Source organism: Saccharothrix syringae (assembly GCF_009498035.1).
Taxonomy (GTDB): Bacteria; Actinomycetota; Actinomycetes; order Mycobacteriales; family Pseudonocardiaceae; genus Actinosynnema; species Actinosynnema syringae.
Genome location: NZ_CP034550.1, coordinates 4,663,713 through 4,681,075 on the forward strand (window position 1 = coordinate 4,663,713; position 17,363 = coordinate 4,681,075).

Below are 17,363 nucleotides of genomic sequence, written 5' to 3' on the forward strand. Positions count from 1 at the left end.
CCGCTCGTCGGCGTCGGCGTCGGCGTCGGCGTCGTGGTCGGGCGGGGCGGCCTGACCGACGAGAGCGTCTGCTCCCAGCACCGGGAGGAGTGCCGCGTCCCGTGCACCGAGCGGGACGTCCCGACCAGGCCGGCGGAGGTCGAGCACGCCCCGCCCCCAGCCGGACGTCGGTCGAGCCCTGGGTCTGCGCGGTCGGCGATAGCACGCTCAGCGCGGTTCCGGCTGAAGAGCGTTCGGTGGGCCGCCACCACGCATGATCTTTTGCCAGTTGACCGAATTAATCGCGACCAATAAAGACGGCGCATTTCACGCGCGATGTGGCGCACGTTACTTGACCTGTCCGCCGAGAAGCGGTTTTACTTCGGCTGCGCGTTCCGCTACCGGCCAGTAGATGATCTGCGCACATCCAGCCACGAGGGCGGGCGCGCCCATTGTTCCCCTGTCGCGGGCGACATCGTCGCCGTGATCGACGGTGGGTGCCGCCTGCCGTAATGGGAGTTCGGCATGACCCTGCCCAAACGAAATGAACGCGCTCGGCGCCGCTTCGCGCGACGCGGCCGGACCCGCACGACCCTGGCCCTCATCGCGGCCGTCGTGACCGCGGCGGCGCTCGTGACCCCGACCGCGGCGGCCATCCCCGACCCGGCCGCCGCCCCGGTCGGGGGCGGCCGGGTCCAGTCGTTCTGGCTGCACTGGAACAACACCGCGGTCTCGGACGCCACCCTCGCCCGCGAGGCCCAACGGCGCGGCTACGTGGTGCTCAACGCCTGGGAGGGCGATCTGGCCGCGAGGTTCAAGGCCGCCAACCCGGCGATCCGGGTGTTCGTCTACAAGGACCTCTCCTCGACCCGGTCCTACGCGTGCCACAACGGCGTGGACGACGCGCACCTGCCCGCCGGCATCGGTTTCTGCGCGGCCGAGCGCGACCACCCCGAGTGGTTCCTGCTCGACCCGCAGGGCCACCGGTTCGAATACAGCGGCTATTCCGGCCACTGGCAGATGGACGTCGGCAACACCGCCTATCAGGACGCGTGGGCCAAGAATGTGATCGCCAGTGCCCGGGCGGGCGGCTTCGACGGCGTGTTCATGGACAACGCGCTGTTCCCCTGCGACGCCTACCACGAGGGCGTGTGCCCGGCGAAGTACCCGACCGACGCCGCCATCCAGGACGCCTACGAGTCGATGCTGGCCAACACCCGCGACGATTTCGTCGCCGCCGGCCTGAAGACGGTCGCGAACCTGGCCAACGCGCGGCTGCACGCCGGCGCCTGGGACGCCTACACCGAGCACCTCGACGGCGGCTTCGACGAGTGGTGGCTGACCTTCGGCGACGGCGACCTCCTCTCCGAGTACCCGGAGGGCTGGAGCAGGCAGGTCGCCGAGATCGCCTCCAACGAGGCGCGCGGCAAGATGACCTGGGTGCAGCCGCACTTCAGCGCGGGCGCCGAGCGGCCCTACCGGTACGCCCTGGCCAGCTACCTGCTCGCCGCCGGCGGGCGGTCCGCGATCGCCGAGATCGACCGGACCGACGGCTACGGTGACGCCTCGCCGTGGCACGCCGAGTACGACTGGGACCTCGGGGCGCCCATCGGCGCGTACCGGGCGGTGGCGCGCAACGTCTACCAGCGCGACTTCGCCTGCGGCACGGTCGTGGTCAACGCCAACCGGACGGACACGGCCGCGGTGACCGTGCGGGTGGACGGCACCCACACCGACGAGCGCGGTTCCTCGGTGACCTCCGTGGCGCTGCGCGGCACCTCGGGGTCGATCCTGCGCAAGCGGTGCTGACGGCCGAATCCGCCCGGGCACCGCGGTGCGCGGCGTCGACGGTGGTGAATTCGTGGGTGGGAGTTCGTTTTGGGAAGGATTTTCACCCGTCAGCCGACAAAGAGGTCATGAACGTCCGGCGCGTACGCGCCGCGGCCGAAGCGCACGTCGGCGCAGCCGACGAGCACCAAGCCCGCCAGCAACGGCAGGATCGTGGCCCCCTCGACCGCCAACGCGCTCACCAGCGCGAACCACAGCAGCAGTCTCATGAGAGAAGAGTAGGGAGATTCCGCTCACACACGTAGAGAATTTGGGGAAGATTTGAGGTAAGGCCCCGCGGGCCGCAATTTTGCGGCCCGCGGGGCCCGCTTCGTTTCGTTGCGAATACACCGCGCGACGCAGGGTCACCGCGGACGTCGTCCGGCGCGGACCGGGGCCCCGGCCGGGGGCGGCGCGCCCGGACACCCGGCTCCGCCTGCCGCGCCCCTCCACTTCCACCCCGGTGATCACGGCCCGGTTGCGAACCCCCGGCGCTGATCTTTTTGTCGGACCCCGTCGCTAACCTCCCGCCAAACGTCGTGAACGAATCGCAGGAGGAACCGTGGGCTGGCTCGACGCCGCGTCCGGGTACCAGGTGCGGCTGGGGGAGAACGGGCGCGTCCAGTGCCGCAACGGCAAGGGCAAGCTCCTCTCCTCGGTACCCGCTTCGCTCAAGGACGACCCGCGGGTCGTCCAGCTGCGCCAGCTCGCCGAGTGGCTGGCCCGCCACGAGGCCGAGTGCCTGTCCACAGTGGACCAGTGGATGGTGCGCTCGCTGCCGGTGCCCACCGCCCTGCTGGCCGAGGTCTGGGCGGACGCCGCGTGGGCGTCCGCCCTGCGCGACCTCGTCGTCATCGCCGCCGACGAGGTCGGCTTCCTGCGCGACGCCGACCCCGAGCGCGGCCTCGGCCTGGTCAACCTCGACGGCGACACGGTCCGGCTCCGCCCCGACACCGTGCGCGTCCCGCACCCCGTGCTGCTCGACGACCTGGGGGAGCTGCGCGAGTTCGGCGCCGAGCTGGGCGTGGAGCAGAAGGTGCAGCAGCTGTTCCGGCAGACCTTCGCCCGCCCCGCCGAACCCGCGGCCGGCACGTCGGTCGGCGACTACCGGGGCGGGAGGTTCGAACAGCTCAACCACGCCCTGGGCCGGTGCCGCTCGCTGGGCTACCCGGTGCGCGGCGGCGACGCGGTCTACGCCGCGTTCGAGGGCGGCCGGGTCGTGGAGGCCCGCTACTGGCTCGGCTCGGACTACCCCGAGGGCGAGACCTGGACCGGTGACCTGCGCTGGGTCCTGGAGGACGGAACCGCGCTGCCGCTCGCCGACGTCGGGCCGGTCGCGTGGTCCGAGGGGATGCGCATGGCCTCGGCGATCCACGCCGGGCGCGTGGTCGAGGAAGCGGCGGTGGCCTGATGGACGACAAGGCGCTGATCAACGCCGGGGCCGTGCTGCCCGGCACCGGCACGGCGGGTGAGGACCGCGACGCGGTCACCGCCCGCCACTACACCCACCCGGCGCTGGACGACCGCGTGGTGGTGCGGCTGACGCCCGCCGTGCTCGGCGCGGCCGAGGACCTGACCTGCGAGTACCTGGGCTTCGCGGCACCGGCGAGGGTCGCGGAGGTGGGTACCGGGCGGCGCAGCGCGCTCGGCTTCCCCGCCTGGGCGCTGGTGCACGACCCGGCCAACGCCCACCACGCGCTCAACCTCGTCAAGGACGTCGAGCGCCTGGCCCGCACCGCGAAGTCCCGCGCGGGCGCGGCCAAGGACGGCTTCACCGCGCTGGGCGACATGCTCGGCCGCTCCGCACCGCACTTCCTGCCCACCTTCTACGAGCAGGCCGGCCGGATCTTCCTGGAGCACGGCAACCAGAACTACGCGGCGAGCATGTTCGGCAAGGCCCGCGAGGCCGAGCGGGTGCACGACCTGGCCGTGGACCCCGAGCGGACCCGCGAGGTGTTCCTGGAGTTCGCCTTCGCCGGCGCGCTGACCGCCAAGGCCCTGTCCGAGTACTCGAAGAGCCTGGCGCGCAAGCACGACCCGGACTCGGCCTACGAGCTGTTCCTCACCCTGTGCGTGGAGCGCACCCGCGGCGGCCTGCCGCCCTACACCGGGATGCCCGAGGACCTGCGCCGGCTGGCCAAGGCCGCCAAGCGCACCGCGCGCGCCGAGGACGAACGGCTGCTGCGCGCGATCCTCGACAGCGCCGCGATCAACCGCGCGGGCGCGGCGTTCTGGAAGTCCTACCGGGACTCCCTGGTCTCGATCGCCAAGGCCGACGCCGGGGTGCGCGCGCGGCTGCTCGCGTTCGTGCCCGACTCGACCGCCGCGCTGGACCCGTGGTTCGACCTCCTCGACGAGTGCGGCGCCACCCGCGCGCTCACCGGACCACCGGGCGAGGTGCCCGCCGACCCGGCCGGGTGGCTGGCGTCCGTGCTCGCGGTGCGCTCCGGCGGCTGGCGGGAGACCGGCCGCTCCACCAGGTTGCTGGACCTGGTCGGGCGGATGGTCGACCGGCTGGTCGCCGACGGCGTGCCGGTGCGCGCGCTGCGGTCCTGGCGGCAGGGCGAGCTGGACCTGCTGGACCTGCTGGTCGCCCACGGCGTGCCGATCGCCGCCGGGAAGCGCTGGAACAACCAGTTCGACGTCGACGGCTGGCTGGGCGACCAGAACCCCGGCCGCCGCGACCTGACCGCGCTGGCCGCCTCCGAGCGGTTCGTGGGCGCCCTCGCCGAGGGCCTGGTCTCGCACTTCCAGCGGCACGCCGGGCAGAAGGCGGTCGACGCGGAGGCGCTGGGCGCCGCCGTCGCCGTGCCCGGCCTGCGCACCGCGCTGCGGCACTGGCTCACCGAGCGCGCCGCGCGGGTCACCGCCACCGGCCTGCCCGACCTCGAACGGCACCTCTCCCGGCTGGCCGTGGTGCGGCTGCCCGAGGCGTTCGCCGACGTGCCCGAGGCGGCCGAGGCGATCGCCCGCACCGACGTGGCCGCCGCCGTGCACCGGACGCTGCGCGCCGGCCTGTTCGACGAGGTGGGCTGGCCCGCCCTCGACGAGGCGGTCGCCCGGCTCGACGGCACGAAGGGCAGGAACGCCACGCTGTCCGTGCGCGGCGAGGGCTGGCCCGCGCTCGTGCTGCGCGCCGGGGAGGACGTCGTCGTGGTCGGCCCGGACGGCGTGCTCGCCGAGCACGTCCTGCGCGTCCCGGCCGACGCCCGCGCCCGGTGGGGCTACGAGCCGACCGCGTACTGGTTCGACGGCGTCCTGCTGGTGCGCTGGCACGGCCCCGAGGGCGAGCTGGCCTACTGGAGCGACGCACCCGACCGGATCTTCGCCCCCACCGGCACGAGGTACCACTACACCCGCGAGGTGTCCTTCGCGTCGATCGCGATGCCCGACGGCGCCCGCTTCACCGGGCGGCGGGTCGTGCACCCCGGCGACACGGGCATCCCGGTCGGCCAGGCGGCCTTCGGCGACGGCGTGAACCTGTGGACCCTGGAGCACGACGACCGGTGGCGGTGGCGCGAGGTCGCCCCCGCGACGGGCGAGCTGGGTCGCGCCGGCCTGCCGCGGTTCCTGGAGGACTTCGCGCTCGACGGCGCGTCCCTGGAACTCGACCGCTGCGACCTGAGACCGGCGGTGCCCGCCACCGCCGACAGCCTCCTGGGCACGGCCGACGGCCTGCACGGCTGGCGGGTGCGCCGCGAGGCCGACCGGTCGTGGACCGGCGAGGGGATCGACGGGCGCCGCGTGCGCCTGCCCGCCGACGCGCCGTGCCCGATCGGTGTGCTGCGCCTGCCCGGCGCGGACCTGCCGCTGGGCGAGGCGGGCGAGGAGGTCGTGCTGCTCGCCGAGGACGGCACCGAGCTGGGCCGGGTCACCGCGGGCGGGCACCGCCCCCGGTACGCGGCCGGCACCCCGGTCGTGCCGCCCGGCCCCTGGTGGCACCTGCTGCGCCCGCGCGACGAGGCCGGTTCCGCCGCGCTGCGCGCCGTGACCAGGCAGGCCGTGGACGACCTGCTCGCCGTCGCCCTCGCCGGGGAGAGCGGCCGGCGCACCGTCCGCGCCCGGCTGGACCTGCTGGCCCGCGGCGAGCGCGACGAGCTGTGCGACGCCGTGGTCGCGGCGCTGCCCGGCATCACCGACCAGGCCCTGGTCCTGGGCGTGGCGGACGTGGTGCACCGCGCCGCCGACGTGCTGCGCTCCTACCGCGGCTACGCCGAGGTCGCCGAGGCGGCCCGCGAGGTCGGCCCCCGGCTCGCCCCGACCGGTCCGGCGGTCACCGCGCAGGACGTCGAGGACGCGCTGGACTGGTTCGCCGGCCGCCACTCGTACCGGTCGCCCAACCCCGTGCCCACGACCCTGCCGCGGCTGATCACCGCGCTCGGCGAGGCCGCCGCCCGGACCGAGGCCGGGCCGCTGCCCGAGAGCCAGAGCTCCACCTGGTTCCGGGCGCTGCCGAACCTGGCCGCCCTGCTCCACCGCGCCGCCTCGCCGCTCACGCCGGACGAGGAGCGCGACGCGCTGGTGCTGGTGCTGCGCTGCCTGGCCGACAGCGGCCTGGCCGACGGGCACTGGCGCGAGGTCGGCGTGCTCGTGCCACCGGGCCAGGGCGCGGTGCAGCACCGGGTGCTCCCGGTGGGCGACGGGTTCCTCGCCCTGTTCACCACCTCCTGGACCTCCGACCCCGGCACCCGGCTCGACGGCCTCCAGTTCACCCGCACCCCGGGCCGCTACGAGCTGCCGCGCGACTGGCGGCTCACGCACGCCCACGAGCCGGGCACCCCGCTCGGCGCCGGGCGCGTCCACCGCTTCCTCGACGCGCTGGCCGAGCGCGGCCCCGCGCCGTGGCGCCCGGAGGCGGTGCCCGCCCTGGCCGAGGCCGCCGGCCTGGGCACCGCCGAGGCGACCGTGCTGCTGGCCGGGATGCCCGGCGTCACCGGCTGGGAGGCCAACTACCTCGACCCCGACCACCGGCGGCTGCTCGGCCTGTCCGCGGCGGCCGCGAAGGCGGCCAAGGCGCGGCTGCGGTCGCTCGACACCCCCTACCGCCACCGGCTGCTGGCCGCCGCCGTGCCCGCCGACCCGGTGGAGCTGTGGACGCGCGGCCCGGACGTGGCCGCGGTGGCGGAGGTGTGGACCGCCCGGCACGGCCGCCTGGTGCCCGTGCCGGACGACGTGCTGGAGGACGCGGTCAGGCAGCTCGGCGTGCCGCGCCCCGCCGAGTACGTCACCGGCGTGGTCAACCCCGACCTGGTGCCCTGGCTGACCACCGACGCGAACCTGCGCCTCGACGGCACCGAGCTGGTCGGGGCGGACGGCGAGGCGTTCGACCGCGCGGCGATGTGGATCGTGCCGCAGGTGCTGCTGTGGCTCGCGCAGCGGCTCCCGGCCGGCTCACCGCTGCGCGCGCGGCTGCCCGAGGCCCTGGCGCAGGTGCGGCGGCGCGTGGCCCACCCCGGGTTCGCGGTCGAGCTGAACGGGTGGACCCCCGCCGCGGACGTGCGCGCGCTGCTCGGCATCGACGCGCCGCCGACCGGCACCGCCCACCGGCACCGCGACTGGCTCGACGTGATCACCGTGCAGCACGACTACTGCCGGTTCGTGGTGCGGCCCGGCCTGGTCGGGCCGCGGGACCGCCCGCTGCTGGAGCTGCTCGCCGAGGTCGCGCACGGCGACGACGTGCTGCGGGCGCTGGACCTGCTCGCCGACGACGGCCTCACCGCCGCCTGCGCCGCCGGCGCGCCCGAGGGCGTCGACCCGGCCGCCTACCACCAGGACCCGACCACGTCGGCGCCGCACCTGGTGGCCGAGGTGGCCGGGCGGTTCGACCTGCCCGAGGACGCCGCCGTGCTCTACCTCCAGCTGCTGGCGCTGCCCGACCCGACCGACGCGAACGTGGCCCGCTGGACCGGGTGGAAGCCCGCCCGGCTGCGCGCCGCCCGCACCGCGCTGGCGGGCACCGACCTGGTGCTGACCGCCAAGCGCGCCCGCGCCGGCCGCTCGCTGTTCCTGCCCGGCGGGTGGCTGGCGCTGACAGCTCCCCACCTGCCGCTGGAGGCGTGGAAGGCCCCGATGTTCGGCTACACCGGGGACCCGAGGGCCGCCATCGTGCCCCGCGAACCCGTCGCCGACCTGTTCGCCCGCGCGTGGCGGCGCGTGCTCGACGGCGACGCGCCCGCCTACGAGGAGCTCAAGACCGGAGGACGCAGGTGACCGCACCCAGGCAGGTCGACCCGGCCGAGGACGCCCACCGCGAGGAGCTGGCGTTCCTGGCCGCCCACGACGACGGCCCCCGGCCGCCGGGCTGGCGGCTCACCCCGCGGGCCGCGGTCACCTTCGTGCTCGGCAGCGACGGCCCGCTGGCGCTGCCGGAACCGGTGCCGGGGCTGCCCGCGCGCCTGGCGATCAGCCCGAAGTTCGTCGGCGAGCGGGCCCTGGTGGAACGGGCCGTGGTCACCCTCGCCGGCGAGCGCGGCCTGCTGCTGGTCGGCGAACCGGGCACGGCCAAGTCGATGCTGTCGGAGCTGCTGGCGGCCGCCGTGTCGGGCAGCAGCCAACTGGTCGTCCAGGGCACCGCGGGCACCACCGAGGACCAGCTCCGCTACGGCTGGAACTACGCGCTGCTGCTGGCCGAGGGCCCGAGCCCGCGGGCGCTGGTGCCCTCGCCGGTGCTCACCGCCATGCGCACCGGTGCCGTGGTGCGCGTCGAGGAGGTCACCCGCTGCCTGCCCGAGGTGCAGGACGCGCTGGTGTCGATCCTGTCCGACCGGCGCATCGCCGTGCCCGAGCTGTCCGGCACCGACGCCGCCACCGTGCACGCCGCGCCCGGCTTCACCGTGATCGCCACGGCGAACCTGCGGGACCGGGGCGTGTCGGAGATGTCGGCCGCGCTCAAGCGGCGGTTCAACTTCGAGGCGGTCGGCCCGATCGGCGACCTGGCCGCCGAGACGGCGCTGGTGCGCAGGCAGGCGAGCAGTGCCCTGGAACGGGTCGGCGCGCCGTTCGCCGTGGACGACGTGGTGCTGGAGGTGCTGGTCACCGCGTTCCGGGACCTGCGCAACGGGGTGTCCGAGGAGGGGTGGTCGGTCGAGCGGCCCTCCACCGTGATGAGCACGGCCGAGGCGGTGTCGGTGGCGACCTCGCTGGGCTTGGCCGACGCGTACTTCCCCGGCGACCGCGACCCGCTGTCGCTGCTGCCGGGGCACCTGCTGGGCGTGGTGCGCAAGGACGACCCCGGCGACTCGGCCCGGCTGCTCGGGTACTGGGATGGTGCGGTGCGCCGCCGGGCCGAGCAGGGCGCCCGCACCTGGCGGCGGCTGTGGGAACTGCGCGATGTCCTCGACGCCTGAGGGGACCGGTCTGCCGTCGAACGACCGCGAGCCGCCGGCCCCCGCACCCGCCAACCACCGGGAGCGGTTGACCGTCGCGGAACTCGACCGGTTGGTCGGGCACCGCGACCCGTTCCTCATCGGGGTGCGGCACCACTCGCCCGCGCTGGCGGCGGCGGTGCCCGCCCTGCTGGCGGCGTGCGCGCCCGAGGTGCTGCTGGTCGAGCTGCCCGAGGAGCTGGGGGAGTGGCTGCCGCACCTGGCGGCGCCCGACCTGGTGACCCCGGTCGCCCTGTCCGGTGCCGCGCGCGACGGCGGCGAGCTGGCGTTCTACCCGTTCGCGGACTTCTCCCCGGAGCTGGCCGCGATCAGGTGGGCGTTCGCCAACGGCGTCGAGGTGCGGCCGTGCGACCTGCCGCTGGCCCTGCGCGGCGACGGTTACCGCGCCGGCGACCGGGGTGCGACGCCGCTGACCGACGCGCTGCGCCGGGCCGCCACCGGGCGCGACGGCGACGACCTGTGGGACCGGCTGGTCGAGGCCGCCGCGCCGGGGCAGGCCGCCGAGGCGGTGCGGCGGGCCGCGCTGCTGGTCGGGCGCGCGTTGCGCGAGGACGCGGCGGTGACCGGGGTCGACTCGTTCGACCTGCGCCGCGAGGCGTGGATGCGGCGGGTGGTGGCCGAGGTGGGCGGCCGGCGCTGCGCGGCGGTGGTCGGCTCGTTCCACGCCGCCGCGCTGGTGGACGGGGCTCCACCCCCGTTCCCGGGTGGCACCACCCCACCTCCGCCACCGGGGATCGTCACCTCCCTGGTGCCCTACGGGTTCGCGCTGCTGGACGAGCGCTCCGGCTACCCGGCCGGCATCCGCGACCCCGAGTGGCAGCAGGCCGTGCTGGAGGCGGGCGGCGACCCGCTCGCCGTGGAGGCCGCCGCGGCGTCGGTGATCGTGCGGATCTGCGCGCGCGTCCGCGAACTGGGCCACCCCGCCGGACCGGGCGAGGCGCGCGAGGCGTTGCGGGTCGCGGTCGACCTGGCCCGCCTGCGCGGCCTGCCCGCACCCGGCCGCGGCGAGGTCGTGGAGGCCGTGCAGACCGTGCTGACGCACGCCGAACCGCTCGGGCGCGGCCGGGTGGTGGCGCGGGCGGCCGGGGACGTGCTGGTCGGGCACCGCACCGGCGCGCTCGCCCCCGGCACGCCCCGCTCGGGCCTGGCGCCCGCCGTGGAGGAGCTGGTGGCCTCGCTGCGGTTGCCGGGGCCCGGCTCGCGGACGCCGGTCGACCTGCGGCTGGACCCGTTGCGCTCGCCGCTGGACGCCCGGCGCGAGGTGGCGTTGCGGCGGCTCGGGGTGCTCGGCGTCAGCTACGCGACCGAGACCGCCACCACCGGCGTCGGCGGCGGCGACGCGCTGACCACCCGGTGGTCGGTGGCGTGGACCCCGGCGACCGCGGCGACGCTGCCGGTGGCCGGCCTGTGGGGCGCGACCTTGGAGACGGCCGCGCACGGGCGGTTGCGCGCCCGCCGGTCCGAGCGGGAGCAGCGCGGCGGGCCCGCACCCGCCGACGTGCTGGCCGACCTGGCCGACGCGGCCGCGTGCGGGCTGCCCGCGCTGGTCGGGGACCTGCTCGGCGACGTGGCCGCCGTGCTGCCGTCGGCCGGGACCCTGCGGGAGCTGCTGGCGGCCCTGGGCCTGCTCGACCGGGTGCGCGCCGGTCACCTGGCCGGCACGCCCGGCGACGTGCTGGACGCGCACCCGCTGCTGGTGCGGGAACTGGAGACCGCCGCGGTGGCGCAGCTCGACGGGCTGGCCGGGTCGGAGGACCCCGCGGACGCGCGGGCCCTGGTGGAGCTGGGGCAGCGGCACGACGGGCACGGCACCGGCCTGCGGCTCGCCGCCGGTCTGCGCCGGCTGGCCGACGAGGGCGCGCCGCTGATCGCCGGCGCGGCGGGCGCGGCGCGGGTGCTGCTGGGCCTGGTGCCGCCGTCGGCGCTGGGTGAGCGGGTCGCGTCGTGGGTGGACGGTGCCACCACCGCGCCGCTGCGCGACGTGCTGCGGCGGTCGCTGACCGGCGTGCTCGCGGCGGCCGGGGCGCTGCTGGAGACGCCGGAGGCGCTGGACCCGTTGCTGGAGCGGGTGGAGCGGTTGGCCGACCGGGACTTCCTGGAGCGGCTGCCCGCGCTGCGCGGCGCGTTCACCTCGATCGGCCCGGCCGCGCGGGCGCGGGTGCTCGCGGTGGTCGAGGAGCGGACCGGCGCGGTGGTCGACCGGGTCGGGGCGCCCGACCCGGAGCTGCTGGCGGTGTGGCTGGAGGCCGAGCGGGCAGGGGCGGAAGCGCTGCTGACGCACGGGATCGAGCGGCCAGAGTCCGTTGTGGACGGTCGGGTGGTGGCGCCTCGCGCCGCGGTGGAGCCTGCGGGACCGCCGGTGACGGACCCGGCGGGCGTGTCGGCGGTGGGTCCAGCGGACCCGGCGGGCCTGCCGGTGGCGGTGCGGTGGCACCTGCTGCTGGGTGCGCGCGGCGAGCGGCCGGCCGGTGCGGCGCGGTACGCGGCGGCGCTGGACGAGCTGTACGGCGCGGACCGCGGTGAGGGCGCCTCGACCGGCGGCCTGGGCGGGGACCGCTCGACGCCGTTCCCGGGCGTGCGGGAGTGGTCGGAGGAGCTGGGGGAGCTGTTCGGCGAACGGGTCCGCGAGGAGGTGCTGGCCGCGGCGGTGGAGGCCGGTCGGCTGGACGCCGCGCTGGAGGTCGACCCGGGTTCGGTGCGCCCCTCGGTGGAGCTGCTGCGCAACGTGCTGTCGCTGGCGGGCGGGCTGTCCGAGCAGACCGTGGCCCGGCTGCGCCCCCTGGTGGCACGCCTGGTCCGGGAGCTGACCGCGCAACTGGCCAACCGCGTGCGCCCCGCGCTGACCGGCCTGCGCCTGCCCGCGCCGACCCGGCGGCCGGGCGGTGGCCTGGACCTGCCGCGGACCCTGCGCGCCAACCTGGCCACCGCGCGCCGCGACCCCTCCGGGCGGGTGCTGGTGGTGCCCGAGCGGCCGGTGTTCCGCACCCGCGGGCGCCGGGCGGCCGACTGGCGGCTGGTGCTGGTGGTGGACGTGTCCGGGTCGATGGAGGAGTCGACCGTGTGGGCGGCGCTGACCGCGTCGGTGTTCGCCGGCGTGCCCGCGCTGTCGACGCACTTCCTGGCGTTCTCCACCGAGGTGGTCGACCTGACCGGCCGGACGGCCGACCCGCTGTCGCTGCTGCTGGAGGTCCGGGTGGGCGGCGGGACGCACATCGCGGGCGCGCTGCGGCACGCGAGGTCCCTGGTGACCGTGCCGGAGCGGACCATGGTGGTGCTGATCAGCGACTTCGAGGAGGGCGGCCCGGTCGCGCCGCTGGTCGCGCAGGTGCGGGAGCTGGTGGCCTCCGGCGTGACCGTGCTGGGATGTGCCGGCCTCGACGACAAGGGCAGGGCGCGGTACTCGACGTCCGTGGCGGGCGCGCTGGTGGCCGCCGGGATGCCGGTGGCCGCCCTGAGCCCGCTGGAACTGGCCCGCTGGGTGGGGGAGAAGGTGCGCGGATGACGCCGAGGACCGAGCTGCCGCCGGTGGCGCCCGCCGTGGTGGCGGACGTGCTCGACGCCCTGCCGCCGCGCCTGCGCAAGCGCGTGGACGCGGCCCTGGACCAGGCGTCCGACTGGGAGGTGACCCGCGAGGGCGACGTGGCCCGCGCCGCGCCGACCCCGGAGGCCACCCTGACCTGGACCCTGCACGACGGCGTGCTGGCGACGGCCGACGAGCTGGTGTGCAGTTGCCTGCTGGCGCCGAGGTGCCTGCACCGGGGCGTTGCCGTGGCGGCGGCCGGGATCGCGGAGGCGCCGAACCCCGACCCGCCCACCAATGTTCCCGACCCCGCTGCCCCCGACCCCGCTGCCCCCAACTCAGCTCCGCCTGCTCCTGCCCCGCCCGCCGCCGGTGTACCCGCCGGGCTAGCTCCCGCCTCCGCCCCCTCTCCCGCCACTCCCGCACCCCCTTCCCCCACCCCGATCCGCGAGGACGAGCGAACCGCCGCAACCGCCCTGTGGCAGGCGTGCGCGACCGTCCTCCGCTCGGGCGCGACGGGCAGCGGCGCGGTGGTCCGGGCCGAACTGCTGCGGGCCGTCCACCGGGCCCGCCTCGCCGGCCTCCACCGGGCCGCCGCGAACGGGCTCCGCATCGCCTCGTCCCTGGCCGCCGCGCGGACGGGTGACTCGTCGTTCGACCGCGCGGTGCTCACCGCCGAACTGGTCGAGCTGATGCTGCTGTGCCACGACCTCCGCGCCCCCGCCCCCACCGACCCCGCCGAACTCCGGGGCACCGCCCGCCGCGAGTACCACCCCGTCGGCTCCCTGCGCCTCCACGGCCTGTGCACCGAACCGGTGGTCACCACCTCCGGCTACGGCGGCGTGGTCACGCACCTGGTGGACGAGAACAGTCGCTTGTGGACAGTCCAATCCGTACTCCCCGGCGGCCCCGAACGCGTCCCGGCCGCCGCCGGGGGCCCCGTCGCGGTCGGTGAGTCCGGTCTCACCCACCGCGAACTGGGCCGCTCGGGCCTCCTGCTCTCCGGCGGCACCGGGTCACCGGACCACCGGCTGGGCGCGGGCAGGTCGGTCCGCGCGGTGGCCGCCGCCGGCGCCGCCTGGGACGCACCGCCCCTGGCCGACCTGTGGGCACCGCCCCTCGCCGACCAGGTGGTCCGCGCCTTCCACGCCCGCAGCCGCCCGGACGGCCACCGCCCCGCGGCCGCCGACCTGCTGTTCCTCGACGCCGTGGTGCTGGGCGTGGCCGGGCCGGCGCTGCGCGTGGACGCGGGCGGCGCGCACGTCGACCTGGTCGGCGACGGCGAACGCGCCCGCGACAACCTCCGCGTCCTGGCCGGTGCCGGTGGCCTGCGCGTCAAGGTCGTGGCCCGCCTCCTGCCCGACCGGCCCGGCACCGCCGCGGCCCTGGCGGTGGCCGGCGACCTGGACCTGCCCGCGGACCTGCGCCACCACGTCGACCTGGGCCTGGACCGCCTCCAGCGCTCCCACGTCGCGGGCGACGGCACCCGCGCCCTCCCGCCCCGGCCCGCACCGGCCGACCACCTGCCGCAGCCGCTGCGCCCGCTGGTGAACGTGCTGCACCGCATCGCACTGGGCGGCCGCGCGGTCGCGGCGGTGGCGTCGGCGGCGCGCGACGTGTCCGCGCTGACCCGCACCGGCCTGACCACCACCGCCGACCTGCTGGCCGACCTGGCCGCCACCTCGCGCGACCGGGAGCGCGACGCCTTCGGCCGGGTGGTGCGCGACGCGGGCGACGACTTCCCGACGGCCTGGCTGCGCGCCGGCGTCCACGTCCGCGAGTTCACCCGCGCCGCCGCCCGCCGCGCCTGGCTGGACGCCGTGACCACCCCTGACCGGACGCCGTGAGCTGACTTCACACGATCGAGGCACGCAGCCGTCCCGGGCCGATCCCCGGCCGCATGCTGTGCCGCATGGACGACCTTCGGCAGCTCTACGAGCAATGGGCACCCTTCTACGACGAGAACGCCGCGCTGCGGCCGTTCGAGCGGCACGGGGGGTGGTTCCACGAGCTGGCGCAGCGGTACGGCGCGCCGGGGGAGCGGTTGCTGGACCTGGGCTGCGGCACCGGTCTGAGCAGCCTCGGGTTCGCCGCCCTGGGCTACCGGGTGACCGGCTGCGACCTGTCGGCCGCGATGCTCGCGGTGGCCGAGGGCAAGCCCGGGGCCGAACGGGTGCGGTTCCGACTGGCCGACCTGCGCGACCTGCCGGACCTGGGCGTCCACGACGTGGCCTGCGCGGTCACCGACCCGATCAGCCACCTGCTCACCGACGCAGACCTGGCGGCCGCGCTGGCCGGCGTGGCGCGGTCGCTGGTCCCCGGCGGGGTGCTGGTGTTCGACCAGGTCAGCGAGCGCGGCTACCGGTGCGCCCGGGAACGGGTCGTGGTGGACGACCGGCCGGGTCACTTCGCCACCTGCCGGACCACCCGCCTGGCCGGGGACGAGCCGGTGTTCGACTCCCACTGGACCCGCTTCCTGGCCGCCGGTGACGACCGCTGGCGGCGGGTGGAGCAGCACGCGTTCTTCCGGTACCGGCCCGAACCGCTGCTGCGGCGGGCGCTCGCCGAGGCCGGGCTGGAGTGCGTCGCGGTGCACGGGCTGCGCGCGGGCGAACTCCGGGCAGGCGCCGACGACCACGCCGACGACGCCCTGCTCTACGTGGCGCGCCGCCCGTGAACGGTATTCCGATCTGACGCTGGGTCATTTCACCGGTGGCCGTTCACCCGCAGGACCGATCATCTCATTCGGCCGGGACGCATCGGTTTCGCGGATCGTCGGTGCGCCGGCCCCGCTGGTGTGGTTTACGCAGGTCCAGCCAATGCATGGGCTCCGGGCGGGCTAGCTTGGACGTGCGGTACCGCTGGTCTGGAAGATCGCAGGAATTGAGGTGATCATTGTGCGGAACCTGGTGTTGCGCGTTTTCGGCATGCGTCGGGGAATGACTCCTGGTCGCTACTGGCCGTTCTACTACGACGACGGAATGTGAGCCGTGAGGGTGGTGCGCCGGTCATCCCGGCGCACCACCCGTTCCCCGAGAGGACGTGCGACCGTGGCCGAGCGACTGGACCTGCCGGGCCCGCGCAGGCACCCGGGCCGGGACTACGAGACCGACCCCGTCGGCTACCTGCGGGAGTGCGTGCACCGGTACGGCGACGTGTTCCGGATGGGCAACCACGCGGTGGTGCTGAACGACCCCGCGCTCGTGCGGCGGCTGCTGGTGCGCACCAACCGCGACTCCGTGCCCAACCCGGACCTGCTCGACGGCGGACGGCTGCGCACCGACGACGAGGTGCGCGAGTGGATGGCCGTGCGCGAGGCCATCGGGCGGGTGATGAAACCGGCCGGGGTGCGCGCCAGGCAGGACCTCGTGGACCGGGCGATCCGCGAAGCGCTCGCAGGGCTGGCGGGCCGCCCGTTCGACCCGGTGGAGGTGACCTGGGAGGTGGGCCTGCGCAGCGCGCTGCCGGTGTGCGCGGGCGAGCCGACACCGGACCTGGTGCCCGTGCTGCTGGCGTCGTCGGCCGCGGGCCGGGGGCTGGTCGACGCCGCGATCCGGGTACCGCGGTGGTGGCCGAGCGCGCACCGCCGCCGCATCCGCGCGGCGAACCGGCGGGTGCGGGCGGAGGTGGCCCGGCTGATGGCGGACGACCGGCCGGAGTCGTCCCCGCCGTCGCTCGTGGACGTGGTCCGCCGCACCGGTGGCCGGGCGGCGGGGCGCGTGGTGGCCACCGGTCTGCTCAGCGCCATCCCGGCGGCCGGCGGGGCGTGGTGCTGGCTGCTGCGCGAACTGGGCCGCCATCCCGACGAGGTGCGGCTCCTGCGCCGCGAAGCCGCCGCCGGCGGCGACCTGCCGCACACCACCGCGTTCGTCCGCGAGGTGCTGCGGCTGCACCCGCCCGCGTGGCTGCTGGGCCGCAACACCAGCACACCCCTGGAACTGGCCGGCGCCGCGATCCCGGTGGGCACGTCGGTGCTGTTCAGCCCCTACCTGCTGCACCGCGACCCGCGCTGGTGGGACGAGCCCGGGCGGTTCTCGCCGCGGCGGTGGTCGGGTTCCGGCGCGCCGGACGCCTACCTGCCGTTCGGGGCCGGACCGCGGGTGTGCACCGGTGCCCACCTGGCGCTGACGATCATGGTCCGCACGGCGGCCCACCTGGTCTCGCACTACGACTTGGCGGTCGAGGGCCCCACGGGCACCTGCTTCGGCTCGGTGCTGCTGCCCACGGGCATGCGGTGCTCGTTGACGCCCCGCATCCCGGAGGCCCGGTCGCCGGAAGCCCGACGACCGTCCCTGTTGGACGGTCGCCTGGCCTCGTTCGCGGTACCCCCGCCGGGATTCGAACCCGGACCGTCCGCGTCCTGAACGCGGTGCCTCTGCCGTTGGGCCACGGGGGTGTGCCCGCCGACCACCGGGGTGGTCGGCGGTGGTGCGGTTCCGGGGATTCGAACCCCGACTGGACCGGCCCTCAACCGGACGCCTCTGCCGTTGGGCTAGAACCGCACGAGCGCCGGTGCGCCCGTCGTACCCCTGCCGGGACTCGAACCCGGGACCTCGACGTTCGTAGCGTCGCGCTCTGCTCCGACTGAGCTACGGGGATGGGTGGAACCGCTGCCGGGAAAGGAAGAGCCGCCCGGATCGGTTTCCCGATGA

10 protein-coding genes and 3 tRNA genes are annotated in these 17,363 nt (G+C 76.2%); 8 read left to right on the forward strand and 5 right to left on the reverse strand.

Features of this window, described 5'->3' with window-relative positions:
* Positions 1–504: 504 nt before the first annotated feature.
* A complete protein-coding gene (locus tag EKG83_RS20255) occupies positions 505–1,788 on the forward strand; it encodes a putative glycoside hydrolase (RefSeq protein WP_084716499.1) in 1,284 nt (427 codons plus the stop codon).
* Positions 1,789–1,877: 89 nt separating this feature from the next.
* Here EKG83_RS20255 and EKG83_RS20260 read toward each other — a convergent pair whose 3' ends face one another.
* Complete coding sequence (locus tag EKG83_RS20260; RefSeq protein ID WP_153278245.1) at positions 1,878–2,036, reverse strand: hypothetical protein; 159 nt, start codon at positions 2,034–2,036, stop codon at positions 1,878–1,880.
* A gap of 332 nt (positions 2,037–2,368) precedes the next feature.
* On the opposite strand from EKG83_RS20260, the gene EKG83_RS20265 reads away from it, so the two are divergent.
* From EKG83_RS20265 to EKG83_RS20290, 6 genes are all read left to right on the forward strand, one after another.
* Positions 2,369–3,217, forward strand: coding sequence for a DUF4132 domain-containing protein (locus EKG83_RS20265; protein ID WP_033431682.1), 849 nt, complete (start codon positions 2,369–2,371; stop codon positions 3,215–3,217).
* Complete coding sequence (locus tag EKG83_RS20270) at positions 3,217–8,016, forward strand: hypothetical protein (RefSeq protein WP_033431683.1); 4,800 nt, start codon at positions 3,217–3,219, stop codon at positions 8,014–8,016. The genes EKG83_RS20265 and EKG83_RS20270 overlap by 1 nt, the downstream gene beginning before the upstream one ends.
* The gene (locus tag EKG83_RS20275; protein ID WP_033431684.1) at positions 8,013–9,152 is read left to right on the forward strand and encodes an ATP-binding protein; all 1,140 of its coding nucleotides are present in this window, start codon (positions 8,013–8,015) and stop codon (positions 9,150–9,152) included. The genes EKG83_RS20270 and EKG83_RS20275 overlap by 4 nt, the downstream gene beginning before the upstream one ends.
* Positions 9,136–12,693, forward strand: a complete 3,558-nt coding sequence (locus EKG83_RS20280; RefSeq protein ID WP_084716501.1) for a DUF5682 family protein — start codon at positions 9,136–9,138, stop codon at positions 12,691–12,693. Before EKG83_RS20275 ends, EKG83_RS20280 begins: the two co-directional genes overlap by 17 nt.
* On the forward strand, positions 12,690–14,558 hold the full coding sequence (locus EKG83_RS20285) for a hypothetical protein (RefSeq protein WP_033431685.1): 1,869 nt from the start codon (positions 12,690–12,692) through the stop codon (positions 14,556–14,558). The genes EKG83_RS20280 and EKG83_RS20285 overlap by 4 nt, the downstream gene beginning before the upstream one ends.
* 65 nt (positions 14,559–14,623) lie before the next feature.
* Positions 14,624–15,388, forward strand: a complete 765-nt coding sequence (locus EKG83_RS20290) for a class I SAM-dependent DNA methyltransferase (protein ID WP_170191853.1) — start codon at positions 14,624–14,626, stop codon at positions 15,386–15,388.
* A gap of 444 nt (positions 15,389–15,832) precedes the next feature.
* Here the strand turns inward: EKG83_RS20290 and EKG83_RS47955 are convergent, their stop codons facing one another.
* Positions 15,833–16,441, reverse strand: coding sequence for a hypothetical protein (locus EKG83_RS47955; RefSeq protein WP_033431686.1), 609 nt, complete (start codon positions 16,439–16,441; stop codon positions 15,833–15,835).
* On the opposite strand from EKG83_RS47955, the gene EKG83_RS49665 reads away from it, so the two are divergent.
* Positions 16,350–17,075, forward strand: a complete 726-nt coding sequence (locus EKG83_RS49665) for a cytochrome P450 (protein ID WP_407690784.1) — start codon at positions 16,350–16,352, stop codon at positions 17,073–17,075. The two genes, EKG83_RS47955 and EKG83_RS49665, sit on opposite strands and share 92 nt — an antisense overlap.
* Here EKG83_RS49665 and EKG83_RS20300 read toward each other — a convergent pair.
* The 3 genes from EKG83_RS20300 to EKG83_RS20310 form a co-directional block, all read right to left on the reverse strand.
* A tRNA-Leu gene (locus EKG83_RS20300) sits at positions 17,035–17,107 on the reverse strand. The two genes, EKG83_RS49665 and EKG83_RS20300, sit on opposite strands and share 41 nt — an antisense overlap.
* A 30-nt stretch (positions 17,108–17,137) precedes the next feature.
* A tRNA-Leu gene (locus EKG83_RS20305) sits at positions 17,138–17,213 on the reverse strand.
* A 22-nt stretch (positions 17,214–17,235) separates the two neighbouring features.
* Positions 17,236–17,310, reverse strand: a tRNA-Arg gene (locus EKG83_RS20310).
* Positions 17,311–17,363 lie beyond the last annotated feature (53 nt).